At 67.4% G+C, this 25045-nt stretch carries 24 protein-coding genes; 6 read left to right on the top strand and 18 right to left on the bottom strand.

Annotation, left to right across the window (positions count from 1 at the left end):
• Positions 1–5: 5 nt before the first annotated feature.
• The 6 genes from rpoN to argS form a co-directional block, all read right to left on the bottom strand.
• Entirely contained in the window at positions 6–1607 is a 1602-nt protein-coding gene (rpoN, locus tag ACZYSP_RS13615) for an RNA polymerase factor sigma-54 (RefSeq protein WP_093077007.1), read from the bottom strand.
• 17 nt (positions 1608–1624) lie between these two features.
• On the bottom strand, positions 1625–2419 hold the full coding sequence (lptB, locus tag ACZYSP_RS13620) for an LPS export ABC transporter ATP-binding protein (RefSeq protein WP_093054106.1): 795 nt from the start codon (positions 2417–2419) through the stop codon (positions 1625–1627).
• Complete coding sequence (gene lptA, locus ACZYSP_RS13625) at positions 2416–3129, bottom strand: lipopolysaccharide transport periplasmic protein LptA (RefSeq protein WP_093077006.1); 714 nt, start codon at positions 3127–3129, stop codon at positions 2416–2418. Before lptA ends, lptB begins: the two co-directional genes overlap by 4 nt.
• Before the next feature lie 142 nt (positions 3130–3271).
• On the bottom strand, positions 3272–3919 hold the full coding sequence (locus tag ACZYSP_RS13630; RefSeq protein WP_093054102.1) for a thiol:disulfide interchange protein DsbA/DsbL: 648 nt from the start codon (positions 3917–3919) through the stop codon (positions 3272–3274).
• 142 nt (positions 3920–4061) lie between these two features.
• The gene (locus ACZYSP_RS13635) at positions 4062–4823 is read right to left on the bottom strand and encodes an SPOR domain-containing protein (protein ID WP_093054274.1); all 762 of its coding nucleotides are present in this window, start codon (positions 4821–4823) and stop codon (positions 4062–4064) included.
• An 11-nt stretch (positions 4824–4834) separates the two neighbouring features.
• On the bottom strand, positions 4835–6520 hold the full coding sequence (argS, locus tag ACZYSP_RS13640) for an arginine--tRNA ligase (protein WP_093175169.1): 1686 nt from the start codon (positions 6518–6520) through the stop codon (positions 4835–4837).
• Between the two features lie 131 nt (positions 6521–6651).
• On the opposite strand from argS, the gene ACZYSP_RS13645 reads away from it, so the two are divergent.
• Positions 6652–6990, top strand: a complete 339-nt coding sequence (locus ACZYSP_RS13645; protein ID WP_093077002.1) for a hypothetical protein — start codon at positions 6652–6654, stop codon at positions 6988–6990.
• 77 nt (positions 6991–7067) lie between these two features.
• Here the strand turns inward: ACZYSP_RS13645 and ACZYSP_RS13650 are convergent, their stop codons facing one another.
• The 6 genes from ACZYSP_RS13650 to ACZYSP_RS13675 all read right to left on the bottom strand — a co-directional run bounded on the left by ACZYSP_RS13650 (position 7068) and on the right by ACZYSP_RS13675 (position 13720).
• Positions 7068–9116 (bottom strand): spermidine synthase, encoded by a 2049-nt coding sequence (locus ACZYSP_RS13650; protein ID WP_093077001.1) that lies wholly within the window; start codon positions 9114–9116, stop codon positions 7068–7070.
• 7 nt (positions 9117–9123) lie between these two features.
• Positions 9124–9576, bottom strand: a complete 453-nt coding sequence (locus ACZYSP_RS13655) for a DUF2214 family protein (protein ID WP_093054094.1) — start codon at positions 9574–9576, stop codon at positions 9124–9126.
• Positions 9577–9637: 61 nt separating this feature from the next.
• On the bottom strand, positions 9638–10564 hold the full coding sequence (locus ACZYSP_RS13660) for a LysR family transcriptional regulator (protein WP_093076999.1): 927 nt from the start codon (positions 10562–10564) through the stop codon (positions 9638–9640).
• Between the two features lie 49 nt (positions 10565–10613).
• Positions 10614–11594 (bottom strand): Bug family tripartite tricarboxylate transporter substrate binding protein, encoded by a 981-nt coding sequence (locus tag ACZYSP_RS13665; RefSeq protein WP_093076998.1) that lies wholly within the window; start codon positions 11592–11594, stop codon positions 10614–10616.
• A 4-nt stretch (positions 11595–11598) separates the two neighbouring features.
• Positions 11599–12789 (bottom strand): CaiB/BaiF CoA transferase family protein, encoded by a 1191-nt coding sequence (locus tag ACZYSP_RS13670; RefSeq protein WP_093076996.1) that lies wholly within the window; start codon positions 12787–12789, stop codon positions 11599–11601.
• Positions 12782–13720 carry a hydroxymethylglutaryl-CoA lyase gene (locus ACZYSP_RS13675; RefSeq protein ID WP_093076995.1) on the bottom strand — a complete coding sequence of 313 codons (939 nt, stop codon included), beginning with the start codon at positions 13718–13720 and terminating at the stop codon, positions 12782–12784. The genes ACZYSP_RS13670 and ACZYSP_RS13675 overlap by 8 nt, the downstream gene beginning before the upstream one ends.
• A 131-nt stretch (positions 13721–13851) precedes the next feature.
• On the opposite strand from ACZYSP_RS13675, the gene ACZYSP_RS13680 reads away from it, so the two are divergent.
• The gene (locus ACZYSP_RS13680) at positions 13852–14592 is read left to right on the top strand and encodes an IclR family transcriptional regulator (protein WP_093076993.1); all 741 of its coding nucleotides are present in this window, start codon (positions 13852–13854) and stop codon (positions 14590–14592) included.
• A gap of 12 nt (positions 14593–14604) precedes the next feature.
• Here the strand turns inward: ACZYSP_RS13680 and ACZYSP_RS13685 are convergent, their stop codons facing one another.
• Both ACZYSP_RS13685 and hisC read right to left on the bottom strand, forming a co-directional pair.
• Positions 14605–15576: a Bug family tripartite tricarboxylate transporter substrate binding protein gene (locus ACZYSP_RS13685; protein WP_093076992.1), complete on the bottom strand. Its 972-nt coding sequence runs from the start codon at positions 15574–15576 to the stop codon at positions 14605–14607.
• A gap of 46 nt (positions 15577–15622) precedes the next feature.
• Complete coding sequence (gene hisC / locus ACZYSP_RS13690; protein WP_093076990.1) at positions 15623–16600, bottom strand: histidinol-phosphate transaminase; 978 nt, start codon at positions 16598–16600, stop codon at positions 15623–15625.
• 206 nt (positions 16601–16806) lie between these two features.
• Between hisC and ACZYSP_RS13695 the strand changes: the two genes are divergently transcribed.
• Positions 16807–18981, top strand: coding sequence for a malate synthase G (locus ACZYSP_RS13695; protein WP_093076988.1), 2175 nt, complete (start codon positions 16807–16809; stop codon positions 18979–18981).
• A 57-nt stretch (positions 18982–19038) separates the two neighbouring features.
• Here ACZYSP_RS13695 and ACZYSP_RS13700 read toward each other — a convergent pair whose 3' ends face one another.
• Positions 19039–20238 carry a PDDEXK nuclease domain-containing protein gene (locus tag ACZYSP_RS13700; RefSeq protein WP_354337114.1) on the bottom strand — a complete coding sequence of 400 codons (1200 nt, stop codon included), beginning with the start codon at positions 20236–20238 and terminating at the stop codon, positions 19039–19041.
• 144 nt (positions 20239–20382) lie between these two features.
• Here ACZYSP_RS13700 and ACZYSP_RS13705 point away from each other — a divergent pair, with 144 nt between their 5' ends.
• Positions 20383–21672 (top strand): MFS transporter, encoded by a 1290-nt coding sequence (locus ACZYSP_RS13705; protein WP_093076987.1) that lies wholly within the window; start codon positions 20383–20385, stop codon positions 21670–21672.
• 34 nt (positions 21673–21706) lie between these two features.
• On the opposite strand, the gene ACZYSP_RS13710 is transcribed toward ACZYSP_RS13705, so the two are convergent.
• Both ACZYSP_RS13710 and ACZYSP_RS13715 read right to left on the bottom strand, forming a co-directional pair.
• Positions 21707–22486 carry a hypothetical protein gene (locus tag ACZYSP_RS13710; protein ID WP_093076985.1) on the bottom strand — a complete coding sequence of 260 codons (780 nt, stop codon included), beginning with the start codon at positions 22484–22486 and terminating at the stop codon, positions 21707–21709.
• The gene (locus ACZYSP_RS13715) at positions 22479–22706 is read right to left on the bottom strand and encodes a hypothetical protein (protein WP_093076983.1); all 228 of its coding nucleotides are present in this window, start codon (positions 22704–22706) and stop codon (positions 22479–22481) included. The genes ACZYSP_RS13710 and ACZYSP_RS13715 overlap by 8 nt, the downstream gene beginning before the upstream one ends.
• Before the next feature lie 389 nt (positions 22707–23095).
• Here ACZYSP_RS13715 and ACZYSP_RS13720 point away from each other — a divergent pair, with 389 nt between their 5' ends.
• Entirely contained in the window at positions 23096–23668 is a 573-nt protein-coding gene (locus ACZYSP_RS13720; RefSeq protein WP_093054272.1) for a fasciclin domain-containing protein, read from the top strand.
• A gap of 7 nt (positions 23669–23675) precedes the next feature.
• Here ACZYSP_RS13720 and ACZYSP_RS13725 read toward each other — a convergent pair whose 3' ends face one another.
• Entirely contained in the window at positions 23676–24611 is a 936-nt protein-coding gene (locus tag ACZYSP_RS13725; protein ID WP_093076982.1) for a LysR substrate-binding domain-containing protein, read from the bottom strand.
• An 82-nt stretch (positions 24612–24693) separates the two neighbouring features.
• On the opposite strand from ACZYSP_RS13725, the gene ACZYSP_RS13730 reads away from it, so the two are divergent.
• Positions 24694–25017 carry a DUF2917 domain-containing protein gene (locus ACZYSP_RS13730; protein WP_093054270.1) on the top strand — a complete coding sequence of 108 codons (324 nt, stop codon included), beginning with the start codon at positions 24694–24696 and terminating at the stop codon, positions 25015–25017.
• Positions 25018–25045 lie beyond the last annotated feature (28 nt).

Consider the following 25045-nt stretch of genomic DNA (forward strand, 5'->3'; position numbering starts at 1 on the left):
GCTTTCTACAGGGCCTTGCGCAGGTTGGCGGGCGCGATGCGCAGCGCCTCGCGGTACTTGGCCACGGTGCGGCGCGCGCACTCGATGCCCTGCTCTTTCAGCATCTCGGAGATCTGGCTGTCCGACAGCGGCTTCTTGATGCTCTCGGAGCTGACGAACTGCTTGATCAGCGCGCGCACCGCGGTGCTCGACGCATTGCCGCCGGTTTCGGTGCCCAGCGCCGAGCCGAAGAAGTACTTGAGCTCGACCGTGCCGAAGGGCGTGGCCATGTACTTGGCGGTGGTCACGCGCGAGATGGTCGATTCGTGCAGGCCCAGTTCGTCGGCGATCTCGCGCAGCACCAGCGGGCGCATCGCGAGTTCGCCGTGCACGAAGTAGCTCTTCTGCCGCTCGACGATGGCGTTGCTCACGCGCAGGATGGTGTCGAAGCGCTGCTGGATGTTCTTGATGAACCAGCGCGCCTCCTGCAGCCGCTGCGACAGCGCCTGGCTGCCTTCGCCCTTGTGCGACTTGAGTGCGCCGGCATAGATGTCGTGCACGCGCAGGCGCGGCATCACCTCGGGGTTCAGCATGACGCGGAACTTCACATTGGTGCCGCGGCCCGTCTTGGTGACGATCACGTCGGGAATGACGATGTTGCGCTCGACGTCGACGAAGCGCCGACCCGGCTTGGGCTCGAGCCGCGCGATGATCTGCAGCGCCGAGCGCACCAGCTCCTCGTTGCTGCGGGTGAGCGTGGCCAGGCGCTTGAAGTCGCGGCGCGCGAGCAGCTCCATTGGCTGCTTGCAGATGGCGATGGCGGTCTTGCGGACCAGCTCTTCCTCGTCGGTCTCGTCCTCGCGGGCCAGGGCACGCAGCTGGATGCCCAGGCATTCGCCGAGGTCGCGAGCGCCGACGCCGGCGGGTTCCAGGCTTTGCAGCAGGCCGAGCGCCACCTGAAAGTGATGCACGAGGTCGTCGAACTGGTCGTTGTCGTCGCCGGCCAGGCCCGAGGCCAGTGCGGGCAGCGAGTCTTCCAGGTAGCCGTCGTCGTTGAGCGATTCGATGAGAAAGCGCAGCGCGGCGCTGTCGTTCTCGTTCAGGCGCAGGCTCAGGGCCTGGCGGTGCAGGAAGGACTGCAGCGACTCCTGGCTGCGCGCGAGTTCGGTGGCGTCGGCACGTTCGTCGTCGCCGAGGTTGTTCTGGCGCGCGGGCGCATCGCTGCCCCATTCGCTGTCGTCGGGCGCCATGTCGACGGTGCCGTCGCCTTCCCAGTCGGGCTCGCGCTCGGTGATCTCGGCAGCGGGGCCGTCGGTGTCGGCCGTGGTGGTGGTGCTGGTTTCGGTGGAAGCAGTGGACGCGCTGGCGGCGGGCGAAGCGAAGTCGCTTTCGCCGTCGCCGCTATCGCCGCCGTCGTCGCGCGGCACCGGGGCATCGGCCGTGTCGAGCCCGAATTCCTCGCGCGCCGCTTCTTCAGCCGTGCGCTCGAGGAACGGGTTCTCGTCGAGCATCTGCTCCACCTCCTGGCTCAGTTCGAGCGTGGAGAGTTGAAGCAGCCTGATCGACTGCTGCAGCTGTGGCGTCAACGCCAGATGCTGCGAGACGCGAAGGGATAGCCCTTGCTTCATGGGAACCGCTCCCGCCCTTACATGCGGAAGTGTTCGCCCAAGTACACCCTGCGTACTTCGGCGTTGTCGACGATCTCCGAGGGTGTGCCTTGTGCCAGCACATGCCCGTCGCTGATGATGAAAGCGTGATCGCAGATGCCCAGCGTTTCACGCACGTTGTGGTCGGTGATGAGCACGCCGATGCCGCGCTCTTTCAGGAAGCTGATGATCCGCTGGATCTCGATCACCGCGATCGGGTCGATGCCGGCGAAGGGCTCGTCCAGCAGGATGAAGCGCGGCTGCGTAGCCAGCGCACGCGCAATTTCGACGCGGCGGCGCTCGCCGCCCGACAGCGCGAGCGCGGGCGAATCGCGCAGGTGGTCGACGCGCAGGTCGGCCAGCAGCTCGGCCAGGCGCTCGTCCATGTGCTGCTTCGACAGCGGCGCCATCTTGCCGTTCTCGTCGGGCTCGCTCTGGAGCTCGAGCACGGCGCGCACGTTTTCCTCGACCGTGAGCTTGCGGAAGATCGAGGCTTCCTGCGGCAGGTAGCTCAGGCCCATGCGGGCGCGGCGATGGATCGGCATGTGGGCGATGGGCTCGCCGTCGATGCTGATGTCGCCCGCGTCGGCGCGCACCAGCCCCACGATCATGTAGAACGAGGTGGTCTTGCCCGCGCCGTTCGGCCCGAGCAACCCGACGACTTCGCCCTTCTGCACGTCGAGCGAGACGTCTTTCACGACCGTGCGGCTGCCGTAGCTCTTCTTCAGGCCGCGCGCGATCAGGCGGCTGCCCGGTGCGCCGTTGGCGTCCTGCGTTCCTGCGGTTTCGATCACTTGCGGGTTTCTCCCTGGTCACTGAGCGTGGTGCTCTGGCGCAGGCCCTTGCCGGGTGCGGGCGTGGGCGCCGGCGGCGCCGCCTTCGCGCCGGCCGGAGCTGAGGCACCGGCTGCCGGTGCGGTGGCGGCCTTGGGGGTCAGGATGGTCTTGACGCGCCCGCCCGGGGTGGACGCGTTGACGGCGGTGTTCGGCGGCACAGTGGAACCGTTGACCGTGTAGGTGTCGTTGCTCTGGTCGTAGACAATCAGCGCGCCCTGGCTCTCGTCGTTCGGCGTAGCGCCAAGCAGGCGGCGCATGGTGGCGTTGCGGATGAACTTGACGTTGTCGGCGCGGCTGTCGTACTCGATGACTTCCGACTCGCCCTCGATCCACTCGTCGGGCGCATTGCGTTTCTGCTTGTAGTAGGCCCGCTTGCCCGGTGCCGCCGTGACCACGCCGTACTGGTAGCCCTCGGGGTCCTGGCGTACATCCATGCGTGCGCCGCGGATGATGATCGTGCCCTTCGTAACGAGCACGTTACCGGTGAACACGCTGGTCTGCTTCAGGTCGTCGTAGCGCATCGAGTCCGACTCGATGTTCATCGGCTTGGTGCGGTCGGCGGTTTCGGCCAGTGCGCCCGAGGCAAGGCCGGCCAGCAACAGCGCGCCGGCGGCCAGGCGGCCGATGCGACGGAGGAAGGTAGTGGTGGGGTGAGAGTGCAATGTCATAGAGGCACGAAACTTGCTCGGCATTGTATGCGGCTGATTGCGTCAGCCCCGCACGCACAGATGAAAAAGCCCGCCGATGCGGGCTTGACTTTCTTCCTGGAACACCGCGGAACCGGCTCCGCCGGACCGCGATCCTGGGGGGTCAGCCCTTCTTCGCTTCGCCGATCAGATAGTTCACGACCTGAAGCACTTTGGTCATGTTGCCGGCGGTTTCGCCGTCCACGTACCAGCGGCCGGCCACGGCCATTGCCGGCACGCCAGCCACCTTGTAGGCGTCGGTCATTTGCGAGGCGCGCTTGGCCTTGCTGGCCACGCCGAAGGAGGTGAAGACTTCCTTGAACTTGGCGCCGTCCAGGCCGTTCGCGGCGGCCCAGGCAATGATGTTGGCGTCGCCGTTCACGTTCTGGCGCTGCGCGTGGATCGCGTTGAACACCTTCGGCTGATATTCGTCGACCTTGCCCATGGCTTCGAGCGCGTAGTACAGGCGCTGCTTGGCTTCGACGTCGTTGCCCACGAAAGGCACGGGGATGCGGCGGAAGGCGACTTCCTTGGGCACCGTCTTGATCCAGGCTTCCAGCGCCGGCTCGAAGTCGTTGCAATGCGGGCAGTTGTACGAGAAGAACTCGACCACCTCGATCTTGCCGGCGGGCGCGTCGACCGGCACGCGCTTGTCGAGCACCAGGTATTCGGTGCCGGCCTTGGGCGCACGCGCCTGGGCGTGGGCAGGGTTGGCAGCCAGGGACAGCAGCCCGAGCGAAGTGGCGGCCAGCGAAAAGTCACGACGTTTCATTGAAAGAGCTCTCCAGTTGTTACGGCAGACTGAGCCGGCGCGCGGCGGGGAGTTCCCCCTCATCCGGCGCGCCCGAGGCAGTGGATGGTGGCGGCAAACGCCGCGCGGCGAAGCTTAGGGGCTATTTGTGTCGGCTGCCGGGTCAGCGCTGCACGCGAACCAGCGCCGAATCCATGCCGCCGCCGTCGAGCCGCTCCTTGAGGCGGTCGGCGTCGTCCTTCTTGTTGAAGGGGCCCGCGCGCACGCGGTAGACGGTGCGGCCCGCCTGCTCGCGCTCGGTGACCTTGGCCTCGACGCCCATCAGCGACAGCTTGGCGCGCTGCGCCTCGGCGTCGTCAGTGGTGCGGAAGGCGCCGGCCTGCACGAAGTACATGAACGGATCGGGGCCGGAACTGCTGCCGGCATTGCTGTTGCTGCTCGGTGCGGCCGACGCGGTGGTCGTGCTGCCGGAGCTGGCGCCGCCGCCCGAGCGCGCCCGGGCCAGGTCGCCCAGCGGATCGTTCGAAGGCGGCAGGGCATTGGCTTCGGCCGGCACCGGCGCAGGGCGCGGCGGCTTGGGCGCCACCACCACGGGCACCGGCGGTGCGGTCGTGGGCGGGGCGGTGGCAGGGGCCACGGCGGTGGTGGCCGGCTCGCCGGTGACGGGGTTGACCGGGCCGGTGGGTGCGGGCGCCGGCTTGGCGGCGCCTGCCTTGCCGGCCAGCGGCGCGTTCGGGTCCCAGTCGCGGTTCTTGCGGGCCTCGGCCTCGTCCTGCTCGGCGCCGCCGCGCTGCGTCTTGGTCACGAACGGGATCGGCACCTTGGTCACGTAGACCGCGATGCCCAGCGCGACGCCCAGGCCGAGCACCAGCCCGATGATCAGGCCGATGACGATGTTGCCGCGTTGTCTGGTTGTCTTCTTCATGGTGAGGAGGTTCACATCTTGCTCGGCGCACTGACGCCGAGAATCGCGAGGCCATTGTGCAGCACCTGCGCGGTCGCGGCGACCAGCGCCAGGCGGGCCAGCTTGACCTTTTCGTCGTCGACCAGGATGCGCTCGGCGTCGTAGTAGCTGTGGTAGCTGGCGGCCAGCTCGCGCAGGTAGAACGTGACGTCGTGCGGAGCGAAGTCCTTCGACGCGGCCGTCAGCATGGCCGGGTACTTGGCCAGCAGCAGCATCAGCGCCTGGGCGGCCGGGCTTTCGAGCGGCGACAGGTCGACGTCCTTCAGCGTGGCCGCGTCGCCGCCCCAGCCGGCCAGCACCGAGCAGATGCGCGCATGCGCGTACTGCACGTAATAAACCGGGTTGTCGTTGTTTTTCGTCACCGCGAGGTCGACGTCGAAGGTGTATTCGGTGTCGGGCTTGCGGCTGAGCAGGAAGAAGCGGATGGCATCGGTGCTGGTCCACTCGATCAGGTCGCGCAGCGTGACGTAGCTGCCGGCGCGCTTGCTGATCTTGACCTCTTCGCCGCCCTTCATGACGCGCACCATGGTGTGCAGCACGTAGTCGGGGTAGCCCTCGGGAATGCCTTCGCCGGCCGCCTGCAGGCCGGCGCGCACGCGCGCGATGGTGCCGTGGTGGTCGGTGCCCTGGATGTTGATGACCTTGTGGAAGCCGCGCTCCCACTTGGCGATGTGATACGCGACGTCGGGCACGAAGTACGTGTACGTGCCGTCCTGCTTTTTCATCACGCGGTCTTTGTCGTCGCCGTAGTCGGTCGACTTCAGCCACAGCGCGCCGTCTTGTTCGTAGGTCTTGCCGGCGGCCACGAGCTTCTGCACGGCAGCTTCGACGCGGCCGCTGGTGTAGAGGCTGGACTCCAGGTAGTACTGGTCGAAATGAACGCGGAAGGCCTGCAGGTCGAGGTCTTGCTCGCGGCGCAGGTAGGCCACGGCGAACTCGCGGATCGCGTCGATATCGTCGATGTTTCCGCTGGCGGTGACTTCGCGGTCTTCCGACTTGACGGTCTTCTTCGCCTTGAAGTCTTCGGCGATGTCGGCGATGTAGTCGCCGTTATAGGCAGGGGCCTTCTCGCCGCTGGGCCATTCGGCGTCGCCGGGCTTGAAGCCGCGGGCGCGCAGCTGCGTGCTGGTGGCCAGCGTCTGGATCTGCACGCCAGCGTCGTTGTAGTAGTACTCGCGCCAGACGCTTTCGCCCTGCGAGGCGCGCAGGTTGCAGATGGCGTCGCCCAGTGCCGCCTGGCGGCCGTGGCCGACGTGCAGCGGGCCGGTCGGGTTGGCCGAGACGAACTCGACCAGCACCTTCTCGCCGGTGGCGGGCTGTTGCCCGAAAGTATTCCCGGCCGACAGCACCTCGCGCACGATCTGCTGCTTGGCCGTTGTCTTCAGGCGGATGTTGAGAAAGCCGGGCCCGGCGATCTCGATGGCCTCGACCCATTGGCCGAAAGCGGGGGTGGCGAGCAGCGCAGCGCTCAGTTGCTCGGCCAGCTCGCGGGGCTTGCGCCCCAGCGGTTTGGCGAGCTGCATGGCGGCCGTGCTGGCGAAATCGCCATGCGCAGCCACCTTGGGCGACTCGAACGCGGCTTTGGAGCCAGCGCCGGGCGAGAAGGATTCGAGCGTGTTCGCGAGCGCCGCGAGCAGCTCCTGTTTGACCAATAGCATCCGGGAATTTTACCGGGGGCAAACCCGGGTGCAGTTGACGATGGTCATCCGATTGTTGGCTTGGCCCGTTAGGATGGTCGGCCCCGAGGCGGGGCTCCTGTCACAACCCAACCTTGCAAGGACACATCACCATGAAGAAGCTCCTTTCCCTGCTCGCACTCGGCGCCTGTCTTTCCTTCGGCGCCGCACAGGCTCAAGACAAGGCCGCCACCCCGGCACCAGCCCCCGCCGCCGCTGCTGCACCCGCTGCCGCCGCCGGTGCAAGCTGCGAATCCAAGGCTGTGGACAAGAATGGCAAGGCCCTCGCTGGCGCGGCCAAGGCCAGCTCCATCAAGAAGTGCGAGAAGGACACCAAGGCTGCAGCTGCTCCCGCCTGCGCCGCCAAGGCCGTCGACAAGAACGGCAAGGCACTGGCCGGCGCCGCCAAGAACAGCTTCATGAAGAAGTGCGAGAAAGACGCCAAGGCCTGAAGCCACGCTGCACTGACAATTGTGAAAAGAGGCCCGCCACGTGCGGGCCTTTTTCATGGCCGCGCCAATGCACCACGCTACTTCAGCACGCCCAGCAGGTTGTTGAAGTCGTCGGTCCAGGGCCGCTGGCCCGGCTTCGTGGCGATCGGCGTCGCGGCCTCTCGTATCAGCTCGCGCGCCAGCACCTGCGGATCGCGCGCGACCAGCACCCAGTCGGTACGGTGCAGCCAGTCGGACTGCTCGGCCTCGTCGTGCACCAGCACCGCGTGCAGTCCCCGGGCCTCGGCCACTTTGGCGATCACGGGAGCGAGCGCCAGGAACCGGTTGGTCACGTGAAAGGCGATCACGCCCTCGGGCTTCATGTGCCGCAGGTACACGTCCATCGCCTCGGCCGTGAGAAGGTGCACCGGCACCGAGTCCCCTGAAAAGGCGTCGACCGCGAGCACGTCGAAACCCTGCGCCGGCTCTCGCTCCAGCGCCAGCCGGGCATCGCCGAGCACGCGCTCGATGCGCGCTTCGCTGTCGCGCAGGAAACTGAACTCCTTGTCCGCCAGCGCGAACACCTGCGGATTGATCTCGTAGAAGCGGTAGACGTCGCCGCTGCGGCCATAGGTCGCGAGCGTGCCCGCACCCAGTCCGATCAGGCCCACGCGGCGCGGCCCGGCCGGCGCAGAGTCGATCGCGCGGCCGATGCCGGAGGTTTCGCCGTAGTAGGTGGTGGGCTCGTGCCGGCGCTCCGGGTCCAGGAACTGCGAGCCGTGCTTGATCGACCCATGCGCCAGCTGGCGCACGTTGTCGGACGGAGGATCGCCCGTCGTGTCGTAGACCAGCAGCGCCCCATAGAAATTGCGCTGCAGGCTGCGCGCGCCCGACCGGTCGCTGCCGACCTGCAGCAGCAGGAAGAGCGTGCAGCAGGCGGCCAGCACCACGCAGCAGACCCGCAGCCACACCCGCTGGCGCAGCACGGCCGCCGCCGCCAGCGCGGTCAGCATCAGGCCGAGCCCCAGCTCGTAGTACGCCACCAGCACATGCGGCGCGACCAGCCCGACCGTCACCCCGCCCAGCGCCCCGCCGAGCGACATCATCAGATAGAAGCGCGTGAGGTAGCGCGGCCCCGGCCGCAGCTTCGCGGTTTCGCCGTGCAGGAACATGCACAGCACGAACAGCCCCGACACATACAGCGGCAGCGCAATGCGGACCTCGGCGCCGATGTGGTGCTGCAGGCCGAAGGCGCACAGCAGCAGCATGACGGCCGCCAGCGGCAGGAACACGCCGCGCCTGTACCAGCGGTCGCTCTCGAAGCACAGGACGAAAGTCAGCAGATACAGCGACAGCGGCAGCACCCAAAGGAATGGCACCGCGGCAACGTTCTGGGTGATGTGGTTCGTCACGGCCAGCAGCAGCCACGACGCCAGCGCCGGCAGCGCGAGCCACAGCAGGTAGTCGGCGACGCGCGGCGGCTTGTCCTCCACGACGGCTTGGGTGGCCTGGCCCGGCGATGACTGCTGCGGCACTACCTCGGCCGTCAATCGCCGCGCCATGTACAGCGTCGTGCCGGCACACAGCACCACGAAGGCGGCGTAGCCCCACGACCATCCGTGCGCCTGCTGCAGCAGCGTGCTGCGCGGCTCGATCAGCACGGGATAGCTCAGCAGCGACAGCAGCGAGGCCAGGTTCGACAGCGAGAAATAGCGGTACACCTGCGCGCCCCACGGCGTGCGCGCTACCCATGACTGCACCAGCGGCCCGGTGGTCGAGAGCAGGAAATACGGCAGGCCGATGGTGCCGAACAGCAGCCCCAGGATGCGCCAGGCTGGGTCTTCGGTGCCCGTCGGCTTCCAGTTCGCGCTCACCACGATCGGAAGAAACGCCAGGCTCGCGAGCAGCAGCGCCACGTGCAGCACGGCCTGTGCCCGCATGCGCAGATGGCGCGTGACCCAGTCGGAATACGCGTACCCCGCGAGCAGCACCACCTGGAAGAACACCATGCAGATCGACCACACCGCGGCCGAGCCGCCGAACCACGGAAGAATCTGCTTTGCGATCAGTGGCTGGACCAGGAACAGCAGGAACGCGCTGCTGAAGATGGTGCCGGCAAACAGAAGCTGGATGCCGGGGTGTCCCATGCCGGGCTTACTTGCCGAAGCCGCGGGCCAGGAACACCGCCACCAGCGGAATCAGTGCGATCAGGTGCGCCTGCACCATCACCAGCTTGCGCGTTTTCTTGATGTCGGCCTCGGCCGGCAGCTTGCCGGTGGCGCGCAGCGTCTTGCGCCAGCGGAAGTAGGTGAGCGTCGGGAAGATCGAGAGCACGCCCACGATGATGAACAGCCCCAGCTTCACGTGCAGCAGCGGGTTGGTCCAGTACCAGGCCGTGCCCTTCACGCCCCACCAGGTGCGCGCGATGCCCGTGGCGAGCACCGCGATGGCGGCAATGCCGTAGACCATGTCGACCTTGGCCAGCCGCTCGACCACTGCGGCGTTGAGCCACTGCACGCGGCATAGCGCCGCTTCGCTGGAAATGAAGACAACCATCGTGAGGATGGCAAGCAAGTGCAGGTACGCGAGGATGGCTTCGAGCGTCATCGATGGCTTTCTTCCGAGTGGGGTTGCAAATGCAAACAGATTGTGACGCCGCTGATGCGCCTCAGGCCCTTCCACCCCAGAATTCCGGGTTGCCGTATTGCTCCTTGAGGAAATCAAGCCACAGTCGCACCCGCAGCGGCAGGTGCTTGGCGCCCGCGAACACCGCGTAGATGCCGTTGGGCGGCGCGGCGAACTCGTCGAGCAGGGGCACGAGCAGGCCGGCATCGATCTCGGCCTCGACCTCCCAGGTGCTGCGCCAGGCGATGCCGTGGCCGGCCAGGCACCAGTCGTGCAGCACCTGGCCGTCGGAGCAATCGAGCGGGCCGCTGGGGCGCAGGTGGATCAGCTCCTGGGTGCCTTCCTCGTTGACGATGCGAAACGCCCAGCCGCGCGTCTGCGAGGCATCGCTCGACAGCGTGAGGCAGGCAAAGCGCGAGAGCTCGCCCGGGTGCTTGGGCATGCCGTGGCGGCGCACGAACTCGGGCGTGGCAACGCAGCGGCGGCGGTTGTCGGCGAGCCGCACGCTCACGAGCGATGAATCGGGCAGGTCGCCCACGCGCACCGCGCAATCGAAGCTCTCGCCGGTGACGTCGACCACGCGGTCGCTGAGGTTCAGCGAGATCGTCACTTCCGGGTGCAGGGCATGAAATCGCGGTACCAGCGGCGCGACGTGCCTGCGGCCGAAGCCCGCCGGCGCCGTCACGCGCAGATGGCCGCTGGCCTTGATGCCGCCGGCGCTCACGCTGGCTTCTGCGTTGGCGAACTCGGCCAGGAGACGCTGGCAGTCCTCGAGGAATGCGCTGCCTTCGTGCGTGAGCGTGATGCGGCGCGTGGTGCGCACCAGCAGCTTGACGCCCAGGCGCTCTTCCAGCGCATCGAGCCGGCGCCCCATGATCGCGGGCGCCACGCCCTCGGCCTTGGCCGCGGCCGTGAGACCGCCGCGGGTCGCGACCGAGACGAAGGATTCGAGCTGCTTGAGGCGGTCCATGGGGCGGAAACTATATCGCCCGCCGGTTTGCTGGTTAGCTGGGGGGCGCCTATTCGGGCCGTACGCCCGCCTCGCGCACCGCCGCGCCCCAGCGCGCATGCTCGGCCTTGACGTACTGCGCCGCCTGCTCCGGACTGCCGCCCACGGGCGTGCTGCCTTCGGCCAGCAGCTGCGAGATGGTCGCGGGCTTGGCCAGCGCCTTGTCGACGGCGGCATTGAGCTTCTTCACGATGTCGGCGGGCGTGCCGGCCGGCACCACGAGCGCCTTCCAGTCCACCGCCTCGAAGCCCTTGTAGCTCTCGCCCACGGTCGGCACCTCGGGCATCACCGGCAGGCGCTTGGCCGAGGTGACGGCCAGCGCGCGCAGCTTGCCGCCCTTCACCATGGCGAGCGCGCCCTGCGGCGTGGCGAACATGTAGTCGGTCTGGCCGCCAAGCAGGTCGGTGATGGCCGGCGCGGCGCCCTTGTACGGCACGTTGAGCACCTGGAACCCCGCGCGCTTCGCGAGCACCTCGCCGGCCATGTGGCCCAGCGTGCCGGTGCCGGCAAGCGCCTGCTTGATCTCGCCGGGCTTGGCCTTGGCGGCCGCGACCAGCTCGGCCAGCGACTTGTACGGCGCGTCCGCGCGCACCACCAGCACCACGGGCTGCGAGGCCACGACCGACACCGGCACCAGGTCCTTCAGCGCGTCGTAGGGCATCTTGGGGAACAGCGTCGGGTTGATCGCGAGGTTGGCGGTCTGGCCCAGGCCGATGGTGTAGCCATCGGGTTTGGACTTGGCGACCACGTCCATGCCGATGTTGCCGTTGCCGCCCGCACGGTTGTCGACGATGAAGGTCCACTTGGTGTCGTCGACGAGCTTCTGCGCGATGAGGCGCGCCACGATGTCGGTGGCGCCGCCGGGCGTGTAGGGCACGACGAGACGCACGGGCTTGTCGGGCCAGGCCGTGTCGGCAAGAGCGGGAGCGGCGTTCAGGCATGCGGCGGCCGCGGCGCACGCCAGCAAGGCGCGCCGTGTGATGAAAAACATGGGGTCAGTCTCCGAGGGTGATGTGTTGTGTTTCGAGCGCGGCGATTTCTTCGTCGCTGTAGCCCACTTCTTTCAGCAGCTCGCGGCTGTGCTCGCCGATGTGCGGCGGCTGCAGCCGGATGCCGGGCCGTTCGCCTCCCAGCGTGAACGGCATCAGCGGCACCTTGGCCGTGCTGCCGTCGTTCATGCGCACCGGCGCAAGGCCGCCGGTGGCGTTCAGGTGCGGGTCGTCGAACAGCTCCTGCGGCTTGGTGATGGGCGCGAAGGGCAGCTCGTTCTGCTCGAACACCGCGCTGAGTTCGGCCGCGCTGTGGTTCGCGAGGTGCGAGCGCAGGATGGGCATCATCCATTCGCGCGCCAGCACGCGGTCGTTGTTGGTCTTCAGGCGCGGGTCGGCCAGCATGTCCTCCAAGCCGAAGGCCTTGCAGAAGATGGCCCACTGCTTGTCGCTCACGGCCGCCAGGAAGATCTGCTCGCCGTCCTTCACGGTGAACACGTCGTACACGGCCCAGGCCGAGATGCGGCTGGGCATCGGGTCGGCCGCCTTGCCGGTGGCGGCGAACTGCATCATGTGCTGCGCGACCAGGAACACGTTGTTCTCGAACAGCGCGGACTGCACTTCGCAGCCCTTGCCGGTGAGGTCGCGCTGGCGCAGCGCGGCCATTGCGCCGATGGCGCCGAACATGCCGCCCATGATGTCGTTCACGCTGGTGCCCGCGCGCAGCGGGTCGCCCGAGCGGCCCGTCATGTAGGCGAGGCCGCCCATCATCTGCACCACTTCGTCGAGCGCGGTGCGGTGGTCGTACGGGCCGGGCAAGAAGCCCTTGTGGCTCACGTAGACGAGGCGCGGGTTGAGCTTGCTGAGCGTGTCGTAGTCGAGCCCCAGCTTCTTCATGGTGCCGGGCTTGAAGTTCTCGCTGACGACGTCGGCGGTGGCGACGAGGCGCAGCGCGGCCTCCACGCCCTCGGGCTTCTTCAGGTCGAGCGCGATGCTCTTCTTGTTGCGGTTGAAGGTCGGGAAGAAGCCCGAGCCCGAGCCGAGCAGGCGGCGCGTGTTGTCGCCCTCGATGGGCTCGACCTTGATGACCTCGGCGCCGAGGTCGGCCAGCAGCAGGCCGCAGGTCGGGCCCATGACCATGTGGGTGAACTCGACGACGCGGACGCCGGCATAAGGAAGAGGATTGGCTTCAGACATGTTGTGCGGTGTGTTCCTGGACGAAGCCCTTGGGCAATCCGGCTTCCGGCGTCATGCCGTAGACCGGCTCGCCCGGCAGGCCGGCCATGAGCGGCGCGCGCGCCGCGATGAGTTTCTGGATGTCGATGCCGGTGCGCACGCCCATGGCCTCGAACATGAACACAAGGTCTTCGGTGACGGCATTGCCCGAGGCGCCCGGCGCATAAGGGCAGCCGCCGAGACCGCCGAGCGATGCGTCGAAGGTACGCACGCCCTCGTCCCAAGCCGCGAGGCAGTTGGCGATGCCAAGTCCGCGCGTGTTGTGCATGTGGGCCGCACCGGCGTGCCTGCCGATCTCCGCGCGCAGCCGCTTGAAGAGGCGGCGCACCTGCGCGGGGTTGGCGTAGCCCACGGTGTCGGACAGGCCCGATTCGTCAGCGCCGGCCTCGATGCATTGCGCGGCCAGGCGGATCACGTCGTCTTCGGGCACCAGGCCCTGCAGCGTGCAGCCGAAGGCGGTGGAGATGCCGGCTTCGAGCTTCACATGCGGCGCAATGGCGCGGCGTAGATCGGAAATGGCGCGCACCTCCTCGACCATTTCGGTCGGTGTCTTGCGCACGTTGGCCAGCGAGTGCGCCACGCTGGCCGACACCGGCATCGTGAGCTTGTGCACGCCGGCTTCGAGCGCGGCCTGCGCGCCCTTGCGATTGGGCACCAGTGCCATCACGGTGAGGCCGGGCAGCGTGACGGCGTGGCGCACCACCTCGGCGGCGTCGGCCATCTGCGGCAGCAGCTTCGCGGGCACGAAGGACGCGACCTCGATCTCGCGGATGCCGGCGGCGTAGAGCGCGTCGATCCAGCGCAGCTTGTCGGCCGTGGGCATCGTGGCCTTGACCGACTGAAGGCCGTCGCGCGGGCCGACCTCGCTGATGAGGACGTCGGGGGGTGTCATCGGACTTGTCTCCTTCGATGGAATCGTGGAATCGCTTGACTGTTCTATCTTACAGAACTATATTCCGTTAAACAGAATTAGACCGTCGATCCACCCGACTGTCAAGCCGACCCATTCCCTCCCTCCTCCTCATGCCCCGCAAAGCCCAGACCGAATCCGTGTCCGACCTCAATGCCGCCCCCGGCGGCGCGGCGGCGGTCGACCGCGCGCTGAGCCTGCTCTCGGCCTTTCAGCCGGGCGACGAGGCGCTGTCGCTCGCGCAGTTCGCCGAGCGCACGCAGCTCTACAAGAGCACCGTGCTGCGACTGCTGGCCTCGCTCGAACATGCGCGGCTCATCCGCCGGCAGGACGACGGGCGCTATGCGCTGGGCATGGAGATCGCGCGGCTGCACGGGCTGTACGCGGCGTCGCAGTCGCTTGACCGCATCGTGCTGCCGGTGCTGCGCTCGCTCGCTGCAACAACGGGCGAAAGCGCGGCGTACCACGTGCGGCAGGACCAGGGCGACAGCTGGGTGCGCCTGTGCCAGTTCCGGGTCGATTCATCGCACGTGGTGCGCGACCACGTGCGCGTTGGCGATCTGCTGCCCAACGACCGGGGCGCGGGTGCGCGCGTGCTGATCGCCTTCGGCCCGGAGGCCGAGCAGCCGCGTGGCACGAAGGAACGCAAGCTGTACGACAGCATTCGCGCGCAGGGCTACTGCGCGCTGGTGGGCGACCGCACGGCCGAACTGGCGGGCATCTCGGCGCCGGTGTTCCATGCGGACGGCAGCCTTGCCGCGGCAGTCACGCTGACCATGCCCACGCACCGCTACGACGAGCGCTATATCGAGCCAGTGCAGGCTGCAGCGCGGGAGCTCGGCGGGCAGGTCTGAGCGGGCGGCGAATCAGGACTCGGCCTTGAAGCCCGAGTTCTTGATCGGCATTTCCCAGCGCTTCAAGTGCGCTGCCTGGATGGCTGCCAACTCGGCCGGCCCGGCATGCGCAGGCACCAGCCCCAGCGAATAGATCTTCTCCTGCACATCGGGCATGCGCAGCGCATCGGCCACGGCCTTGTCGATCCGTGCGACCACTTCGGGCGACATCCCCGGCGGGCCATAGAGGCCGAAGAACGCATCGGCCGTCACGTTGATGCCCGACTCCTTCAGCGTCGGCACGTCGGGCAGCGCGCGGCTGCGCTGCTCGCCCGTCACCGCGAGGATGCGGACCTTGCCGGCGCGGTGGTGCTCGATGGTTTCCGAGGCCGTGTCGACCATCAGCGGCACCTGGCCGCCGATCAGGTCTTGTGCAGCCGGCGCGCCGCCGCGGTAGGCCACGTGCGTCATCGGCACGCCGGCCGCCTGGGCGATCAGTTGTCCGGCAAAGTGCGGCACCGTGCCCGCGCCCGAGGTGGCGTAGTTGGCCTTGGCCGGGTTGGCCTTCATCCACGCCAGCACCGTCTTCAGGTCGCCGGCGGGCGCGCCGGGCCCGGCCGTCACCGCGAAGTCGAAGGTGCTGCCGAGCGCTATCGGGGTGAAGTCCTTCGCCGGGTCGTAGCCGAGGTTCGGATACAGCCACGGATGGATCACCATCGCGCCGCTCGGCGAGAACACCAGCGTGGTGCCGTCCGGTGCCGCGCGCTTGAGTTCGCCCAGCGCGAGCCGGCCGGCCGCACCGGGCTTGTTGTCGATGATGACGTTCTGCCCGAGCGACACGCGCATCTTCTCGGCGAGCACCCGCGCCACCACGTCCGCCGAGCCGCCCGGCGGAAAGCCGACCAGGATCCGCACCGTGCGGTCTTGCTGCGCGAACACCAGCGGCGCAGCGGCCGCGACGGCAAAGGCGGCAGCGGACTGCGCTGCGAACTGACGGCGTTTCATGGTCTTGTCTCCTCGGGGCGTTGTTGAAAAAGGAGTGCCGCCCTGCTCAGCGCAGCGCGGCCAGCACCGCGCGGTTCTGCTCGGGCAGGCCGATGCTGATGCGCAGCCACTGCGGCAGGCCGTAGTTGCCGAGCAGCGAAACCTCGATGCCGGCCGCCAGCAGGCGCGCATGCACGGCCTGCGCGTCGCCGACCTGCACCATCAGGAAATTGCCCGACGAGGGAACGTACTCGAGGCCCAGTTCCTTGAAGCCCGCAGCGAGCTGGTCGCGCCCGGCCGTGTTGAGCTCATAAGTGCGCGCGAGGAAGTCCGCATCGCCCAGCGCGGCCACCGCCGCGGCCTGCGCTGGCGTCGTCACGTTGAAGCGCGGGCGGTGCGCGTTCATGCGCGCCGTGAGCGCCGGCTGCGACACGCCGTATCCGATGCGCAGCCCGGCCAGGCCGAAGGCCTTGGAGAAAGTGCGCGCCACGACCAGGTTGGGCAGGCGTCGCACCCACTCGATGCTGTCGTAGCGCTGCGCAGGCGACAGGTACTCGGTGTAGGCCTCGTCGAGCAGCACCGTCACGTGCGCGGGCACCGATTGCAGAAAGGCCAGCAGCGGCGCAGCATCGATGAAAGTGCCGGTCGGGTTGTTCGGGTTGGCCACGAACACCAGCTTCGTGTCGTCGCCGATGGCAGCGCGCATGGCGCCCAGGTCGTGGCCGAAGTTGAGCGAGGGCACGACAGTTGCGTGCGCATGGACCTGCGCCGTGGCCTGCGCGTAGACGACGAAGCCGTACTGCGAATAGACGACGCCCTCGCCGGGCTTCAGGCTGACCTGCGCCGCGAGATGGAGGATTTCGCTCGATCCGCTGCCCAGCGTGAGCCAGTCGGCCGGCACGTCGAGCCGCGCGGCCAGCGCGTTCTTCAGCGCGGTGCCGTTGCTGTCGGGGTAGTTGCCAGCGCCTGCGAGCGCGGCGGCGGCCGCGCGGCGGGCCGATTCGGGCATGCCGAGGGGGTTTTCGTTGGAGGCCAGGAGGATCATGGAAACGGGTCGGGATTTATTTAAGAAGTTAAATATATCCCTCGCCTGCGGCGTTCTTATCAGTGCCTACCCTTTGCGCCCCAGGCCGCTCGCCAGCGATTACCTTCATTTTTGTCACGGATAAATCCCGCTTCCGGCTCTTACTCGCCAGCAAAGTATCGAATAAAGTTCGCCCCAGGATTGCATTTTTCTCAAGGAGAAACCCCATGACCGCCCGCACCACCGCCCACGGACTCCAGGTCGCGACCGAGCTCCACCGCTTCATCGAAGACAAGGTCCTGCCCGCCAGCGGCGTGGCCAGCGACGTCTTCTGGAAGGGCTTCGACGCCATCGTCAGCGACCTCGCGCCGAAGAACATCGCCCTGCTCGCCGAGCGTGACCGACTGCAGAGCGAACTCGACGCCTGGCACAAGAAGAACCCCGGCCCGATCGCCGACATGCCGGCGTATCGCGCCTTCCTCGAGAAGATCGGCTACCTGCTGCCGCAGCCCAAGGGCACGAAGGCCAGCACGGCCAACGTCGACTCCGAACTCGCGCTGCAGGCCGGCCCGCAGCTGGTGGTGCCCATCCTGAACGCGCGCTACGCGCTCAATGCCGCCAACGCACGCTGGGGCTCGCTGTACGACGCGCTCTACGGCACCGATGCCATCTCCGAAGCCGACGGCGCCGAAAAGGGCAAGGGCTACAACCCCGTGCGCGGCGCCAAGGTCATCGAGTTCGCGCGCAACGTGCTCGACCAGGCCGCGCCGCTGGAAAACGGCTCGCACAAGATGGCCACCGGCTACAGCGTGAAGGACGGCAAGCTCGTCGTCACACTGCAAAGCAGCAGCACCGGCCTGGCCGATGCCTCGCAGTTCATCGGCTACCAGGGCGACGCCGCCGCGCCGTCGTCGGTGCTGCTCAAGCACAACGGCATTCACCTCGACATTCGCATCGACCGCAGCACGCCGATCGGCAAGAGCGACGCGGCCGGCGTGAGCGACCTGGTGCTCGAAGCCGCGCTCTCGACCATCCTCGACCTCGAAGACTCGGTGGCCGTGGTCGATGCGGCCGACAAGGTGGTCGCGTATTCGAACTGGCTCGGCATCGTCGAAGGCACGCTGACGGAAGAAGTCGCCAAGGGCGGCAAGACCTTCACGCGCGGCCTCAACCCCGACCGCGAATACACGGGCGCCGACGGCAAGCCCGTCAAGCTGCACGGCCGCTCGCTGATGTTCCTGCGCAACGTGGGCCACCTGATGACCAACCCCGCCGTGCTGTATGCCGGCGGCAAGGAAATCCCCGAAGGCATCCTCGATGCCGTGGTGACCACCACCATCGCCACCATCGACCTGAAGCGCAAGGGCAACTCGCGCACCGGCAGCATCTACATCGTCAAGCCGAAGATGCACGGCCCGGCCGAAGTGGCCTTCGCGAGCGAGCTGTTCGGCCGCGTCGAGCAGTTGCTCGGCCTGCCCGCCAACACCGTGAAGCTCGGCATCATGGACGAGGAGCGCCGCACCAGCGTGAACCTGAAGGCCTGCATCGCCGAGGCCGCCGCGCGCGTGGCCTTCATCAACACCGGCTTCCTCGACCGCACCGGCGACGAAATGCACACCGCCATGCAGGGCGGCCCGATGATCCGCAAGGGCGACATGAAGTCCAGCGCGTGGATCGGCGCCTACGAAAAGAACAACGTGCTGGTCGGCCTGTCGTGCGGCCTGCGCGGCAAGGCGCAGATCGGCAAGGGCATGTGGGCCATGCCCGACCTGATGGCCGCCATGCTCGAACAGAAGATCGGCCACCCCAAGGCCGGCGCCAACACCGCCTGGGTGCCCTCGCCCACCGCCGCCACGCTCCATGCGCTGCACTACCACCAGGTCAGCGTGACCGCGGTGCAGCAGGAACTGGAAAAGATCGACGCCGACGGCGAGCGCGACAACATCCTCAACGCGCTGCTGCAGGTGCCGATCGCGGCCGACGCCAAGTGGACTGCCGAAGAGCGCCAGCAGGAAATCGACAACAACGTGCAGGGCATCCTCGGCTACGTGGTGCGCTGGATCGACCAGGGCGTGGGCTGCTCCAAGGTGCCCGACATCCACAACGTCGGCCTGATGGAAGACCGCGCGACGCTGCGCATCTCCAGCCAGCACATCGCCAACTGGCTGCTGCACGGCGTGGTGACCAAGGCGCAGGTCGACGAGACCTTCCAGCGCATGGCCAAGGTGGTCGACGAGCAGAACGCGGGCGACCCGCTGTACCAGCCGATGGCCGGCAACTTCACGACCTCGTCGGCCTACAAGGCGGCGCAGGACCTGGTGTTCAAGGGCATCGAGCAGCCGAGCGGGTATACCGAGCCGCTGCTGCATGCGTGGCGGTTGAAGGTCAAGGGCGAAGCCTGAGACCCGATCAGGCAAAGCAAGCCAAGCCACACAAACGGCACCTTCGGGTGCCGTTTTTTATGCGCCCGGCGCTTTCTTCCTGGAGGCCCTCTTGAGCTGCGGCGTCATGGATAACTGCCGGATTTCCCGGCGCAACTCTCGTTCGAGTTCCTGCTCGGTCGGCAGGTGCAACTGGTAGCGGCTGGCGAAGATATTGCGCTCCTGCTGCTCGCCCAAGGTGTACTTCACCACGGCATCGTTCTTGTCCGGGCAAAGGATCACGCCCAAAGTCGGGTTGTCGCCTTCAGTGCGACGCTCGCGGTCGTAGTAGTTCACATAGAACTGGATCTGACCGAGGTCGCCATGAGTCAGCTTGCCGACCTTGAGATCGATGAGCACATAGCACTTGAGCACTGCGTGATAGAAGACCAGATCGATGTAGAAGTGGTCGCCGTCGATGGTGATGCGCTCCTGACGCGACACAAATGCAAAGCCCTTGCCCAGCTCGAGCAGGAAGGTTTGCAGGTTGTCGATGAGCGCCTGCTCCAGCTTGGACTCGACCAGCCTCGGGGACTCCGGCAGGCCGAGGAACTCAATGACTACCGGGTCTTTCAAGGCATCGAGCGGCTGCATCACCTCCTGGCCGTGAGTTGCCAATCGCATCAACCCCCTCTTGTCCTTGCTTTTGGCCAGGCGGTCGTACAGCAGGCTGGCCGTCTGGCGCTGGAGCTCACGCACGGACCACGCGCTTCGGATCGCTTCGATCTCGTAGAAGGCACGCGCTTGCGGCCTCGTCACACGCAAGAGTTGGCGGTAGTGACTCCACGAAAGAGACGGGTGCAGCAATCCGGGGCACCAGTCCGTGCCGCCATCGGATTTCCGAGACGGCGTCTCGGAACTGGCTTGAAGAGGCAGCACCAGCGGTGCGGTCGATTTCCGAGACGCCGTCTCGGAAATCAGTTGCGGATAGTCCAGATAGAACTGCCTGAACGCTTCCAGGTTGTCCACGGAATAGCCGCGACCAAACTCGGCATTCAGGCGGGTCGACAGATCGGCAAGCAGCTTGGCGCCATAGCCCGCTCGGCGCCGCCCTCGCTGCTCTTCCTCGACGATCTCGCGTCCGATCAACCAGTTGGCCGCGACCTGTGTCGTGTTGACCGTACGCGCTACACCGGCACGTGCAGCATCCAGGATCTCGCGCACACGGCTGAAAAGCGGCTGCGCGGCTGGCGCACCCTTTGCCGTGCGGGTACTGGGGGAGGTGGAGGGCGTTGGCAATGCGAAGCTCTGAAGAGTTGTCTGGAAATTATGGGGGTACCTGTCATGCTCAGTCGAATGCGCACAAAGCGTCGCCGCCGCGACTACGCGCGCTCCATGATCAACTAGCATCCAGGTCGCCCATCCTTCCTGGCCTCTCGCCCCATGAACCCGAACGCGGCATCCAAGCCCGCGGAGCGCACCGGCAACCCCGGCTCCAGCTCACGCTTTTTCCGCTGGTCCGACTCGACCACCGCGATGCTGATCGCCCTCGCCACCGCCTTCGCCCTGAGCCAGGCCTTCCGCACCGTTGGCGCCATGATGGCCACGCCCCTCAGCGGCTACTTCGGCCTGACGCCCCAGCAACTCGGCATGTGGGCAGGCACCTTCCACTTCGCCTTCGGGATCATGCAGCTCGCGATGGGCGTGTCGATCGACATCTTCGGCGTGCGCCGCACGGTGCTGACAGCCTTTCCCCTGGCCATCGCTGGCGCAGCGCTGTGCGCGGTGGCGCCGAACTTCCACGCACTGCTGCTCGGGCAGGCGTTGATCGGCGTCGGTTGCGCGCCGGCGTTCCTGGCCTGCACGGTGTTCATCGCGCGGCATTTCGATGCCTCGCGCTTCACCGCGATGTCGGGGCTGGTGATGAGCATGGCCGGCATGGGCATCCTGTTCACCGGCACGCCGCTGGCCTTGCTGATCGAGGCTGCGTCCTGGCGCGCCGGCTACGCGGTGCTGGCCGCATTCGCGGTGCTCTCGTGGCTGGTCATCTTCTGGCGCGTGCGCGAGCCCGCTGCACTCGCGAACCCGCAGCCCGTGCCAGCCGAGCGCCAGTCGCTGCGCAAGGCCGTGCGCGAACTGGTGCCTCTGTTCGCGATGCCCCATACGTTGGGGCTGGTGTGCTTCGCCTGCGTGTCGTACGCGGCATTCATCACGCTGCGAGGCCTGTGGCTCGGCCCGGTGCTCCACGACCGCCACGGCCTCTCGCTGGTGGCCAGCGGCAACGTCGCACTGGTGATGACCGTCGCCGGCATGATCAGCCCGATGCTGTTCGGCCGCATGGACCCGGGCGGCGCGCGGCGCACGCGCTGGATGATGGGATGCGCGTTCGCCGGTGCGCTGATGTTCGGCGCGATGGCGCTCACGCATTCGCGCATCGTGGACATCGGCCTGCCGATCATCTATGGCCTGCTGTCCGGCTACAGCGTGCTGCAGTACGCGTACACCAAGAACGCCTACCCGGCCGCCATGACGGGGCGCGCGATGGCGCTGATGAACATGGCCATGTTCCTCGGCGTCTCGCTGATGCAGTGGACGACCGGCGTGGCCGCATCGTGGGCTGTGGCGCATGAGGTCGAGCCGTACCGCGCGGTGTTCCTCACGGTGGCGGGCATGCTGGCCGCGGGCACGATTGCGTTCCTCGTGCTGCCGCGGGCGCCGGCGCGAGCTGGCTAGCGCTTGATCGCCAGCATCAGCACGCCGCCGGCGATCAGCCAAAACGCTTTCGCACCTCCCATTGGCTGAGTCTGCGCATGGCGGAGGCGTACACATGATCGCGCCCATACATCTCCCGATGATCGGCTGAACCGAAGGCCGGCTTTTCGCAACCGCCGCGCCGCGTGACCGGGCAGCGGCGCAACAGGTCGTAGTACGTCACATCGAGCATCGTCCGCCGCAACTCGGGCAGCGGCGCGAGCGTGACCTCGAACCAGCAGCCATCGATGCGGTGCCATTGCGTGACCTCGTCGATCACATGAAAGACAGGCGCCTTGCCGGCCGGCGGCCTGCTCCACGCGGCGCGATAAGCCAGCTTCTGCGCCTTGCGCGCTTCATGCAAGCGCCGGTTGGGCAGCAGGATGCCGGTGACCGGATGCACGAAGAGTTCCACATGTGCCGCTTCACTCAGTAGCGTGCGAAGGCGGCTCCGCCACCGCTCGGCAGGCACCCACCCCTGGCCGTCGCGCAGTTCGGCCCTGCGCTCCACGAAGCCGTCGATGTGCTCGAAGATGTGCGCCTGCACCGTGCTGCGGCGGTCAATGCCGCTACAGAGTTCGGCGTACACCTTGTTCCACGGCCGGTGCACCTGCTTGTGCAACCAGCGCTTGAGCGGCGCGAGGTTTTCGCTGAGCCACTTCGGGTGGGCATGGCCGCGCTTCATGCCCAGGTGCGACCCCCGGTCCTTGCTGTTGCGCCACTTGCGCCCATCTCCCTGCACGCGCCAGCCGCCTCGCGGCCGCTCGACGATGACCTTGTCCATGTCTTCACGCATCGTCGCCCCTCCCGCCCAGGCTGCGCGCAGCCTTCTGCAGCGCCACCTTCTGCGCACGCCGTTCCGCGCGGTGCGTACGCAGGTGACGTCCCGCGCCCTGGCTCGATTCGCCGCGCGCCATCGCAGCCACCACTGGATTGCGAGGTGCCGCAGTCGGCACCGAAAAATAGAACCGGCCCAGACGCTTGTCGTCGTCGCGGGCCTTTCGTTGAGCACTCATGTGCACACACTCCAAAAACAAAAAGGCCCCGGCGAATGGCTGCGCGGGGCCTTTGTCGACGGGCCTCGGCGGATGCGTGGATGCACGTCCGGCCGGGGCGGTCGGTGTGCGGGTCAGGTGTTCAGGAAACGGTTCATTGAATTGGTTTGTCGCCCGGGAGGTTGGTCGTCGCCAGGCGCGGTGAAAAGAAAATGTTGCTGAAAAACGAAGGGCGGATTCTGTCGAGCGCGCTCGTGATGCGCAAGCGCCGCACGCGCGGTTGTGGCGCAAAGCCGACGCGTGAATCCAGTTGCGCGGCCGCGCCGTATTCGACTCAAGCGCATCGCGCCTCCGAGCTGCCGGCGGTTTCCGCAGAGAACTTCAAGAACCATTCTTTTCAGGAGCCTTCAATGAAAAAACTCATGATTGCAGTCGGCGTTTCGGTCCTGCTCGGCGCTTGCGCGGGCGGCATGGGCGGCAGCAGCGGCGGCATGTCGTCGACGAACCCGATGGTCGGCGGCGCCGCGATGTACCCGACGAAGGACATTGTCGACAACGCCGTGAATTCGAAGGACCACACGACGCTGGTGGCCGCAGTGAAGGCCGCGGACCTGGTCGGCACGCTGAAGAGCCCCGGCCCGTTCACCGTGTTCGCACCGACCAACGCGGCCTTCTCCGCGCTGCCGGCCGGCACTGTCGACACGCTGCTCAAGCCCGAGAACAAGCCCACGCTGACCAAGGTGCTGACCTACCACGTGGTGCCCGGCAGGATGGACGGCCCGGCGCTCATGAGCGCCATCAACGCAGGCGGCGGCAAGGCCACGCTGAAGACCGCGAGCGGCGGCACGCTGACCGCGACGATGAGCGGCAGCAACGTGATGGTGACCGACGCCAAGGGCGGCACGGCGATGGTGACGATCGCCAACGTCTACCAGTCGAACGGCGTGATCCACGTCGTCAACAAGGTGCTGCTGCCGGGTTGATCGTCGGTCAGCTTCGCTGCGCGGCCTCGGCTTCGTCGCGCAGCCACTGCGCGAAGTCCTGCGCGTCGCGGTTGCCCGCGGCGCGCCTCGACATCTCGATGAAATAGCCGCGGTGCGATGCGGCGCCTTCGCCGAGCGGCGCCACGAGCCGGCCATCGCGCACCAGTTCGCTCAGCAACGGCAGCCGGCCGATCACCACGCCCTGCCCCGCCACCGCGGCGGCCACGGCATCGGCGTACTGCGTGAAGCGCAGCGTGCTCTTCATGCGCAGGTCTTCCAGCCCCATCACCTTGAGCCAAGGCTCCCAGTCGGCGGTCGGGGCTTCGCTGTGGTCGGGGTATTCCACGGTCAGCAGCGTGAGCTTCGAAAAGTCCGAGAGCTGGCGCAGCGATGCGGCAAGCTGCGGCGAACACAGCGGGATGACGGACTCCTCGAACAGCGCCGGTCCGATGCCGCGGCCGATGGGCGCGAAGCGCACGGCCAGGTCGATGCGGCTGCTTTCCAGGTCGAGCACGTCGAGCGTGGCCGACACGCGCACGTCGACCTGCGGATGGCTGCCGGTGAAGCGCGCCAGTTTGGGAATGAGCCAGATCGATGCAAAACCCGGCGTGGTGGTGATCGCCACCTGGCGCGGCGCCGAACTCGCACGCACGCGCGCCGTGGCGTCGCGCAGCCGCTCCAGGCTGTCGGTAACGGCTCGCTGCAGCACGCCGCCGGCCTCGGTGAGCGCCAGCGCGCGGTGGCGGCGCTCGAACAGCAGCACGCCCAGGCTGGCTTCGAGTTGCTGGATCTGCCGGCTGACGGCCGATTGCGTCAGGTGCAGTTCGCCAGCCGCCAGCGTGAAGCTCAGCCGGCGCGCGGCCGCCTCGAAACTGCGCAGAAGTTCGAGCGGCGGTAGCTCGCCGCTCATGGCGCCTGGGGCTTTCGCATTCTCTGAGTGCATGCAACGAGTTCCGAATGACCGTGTGCAAAGGGGAGGTCGGCTCACTATATTCATTCGTATCACGAATGCAATGGAGCTTGCCATGAGCACCTCTTCTTCCAACACCTCCCGCTTCCACGTCAACCTGCCGAAACGTTCCGTCTTCACCGTGCCCGACGGCGCGGGCGTGGGCATCGAGTGCCGCAGCGGCTCGGTGTGGGTCACGCTCGACCGCGATACGCGCGACATCGTGCTGGAGCCCGGCGACCGCTTCGAGAGCACCGACCACCGGCGCGTGCTGGTGTCGGCGCTGGAGCCGTCGTGCATCACGGTGTCTGACGCACAGCCGGCCGCGATGCCGCTGCCCGCGCGTTCGCGTGCATGGTCGCCTTGGCGACTTCTGCCCCACGGGTTGTCCCCGGCTTGACCGTGCTCCATGGGCGCCGAACCATCGA

It is taken from the genome of Variovorax sp. F042 (genome assembly GCF_057814215.1).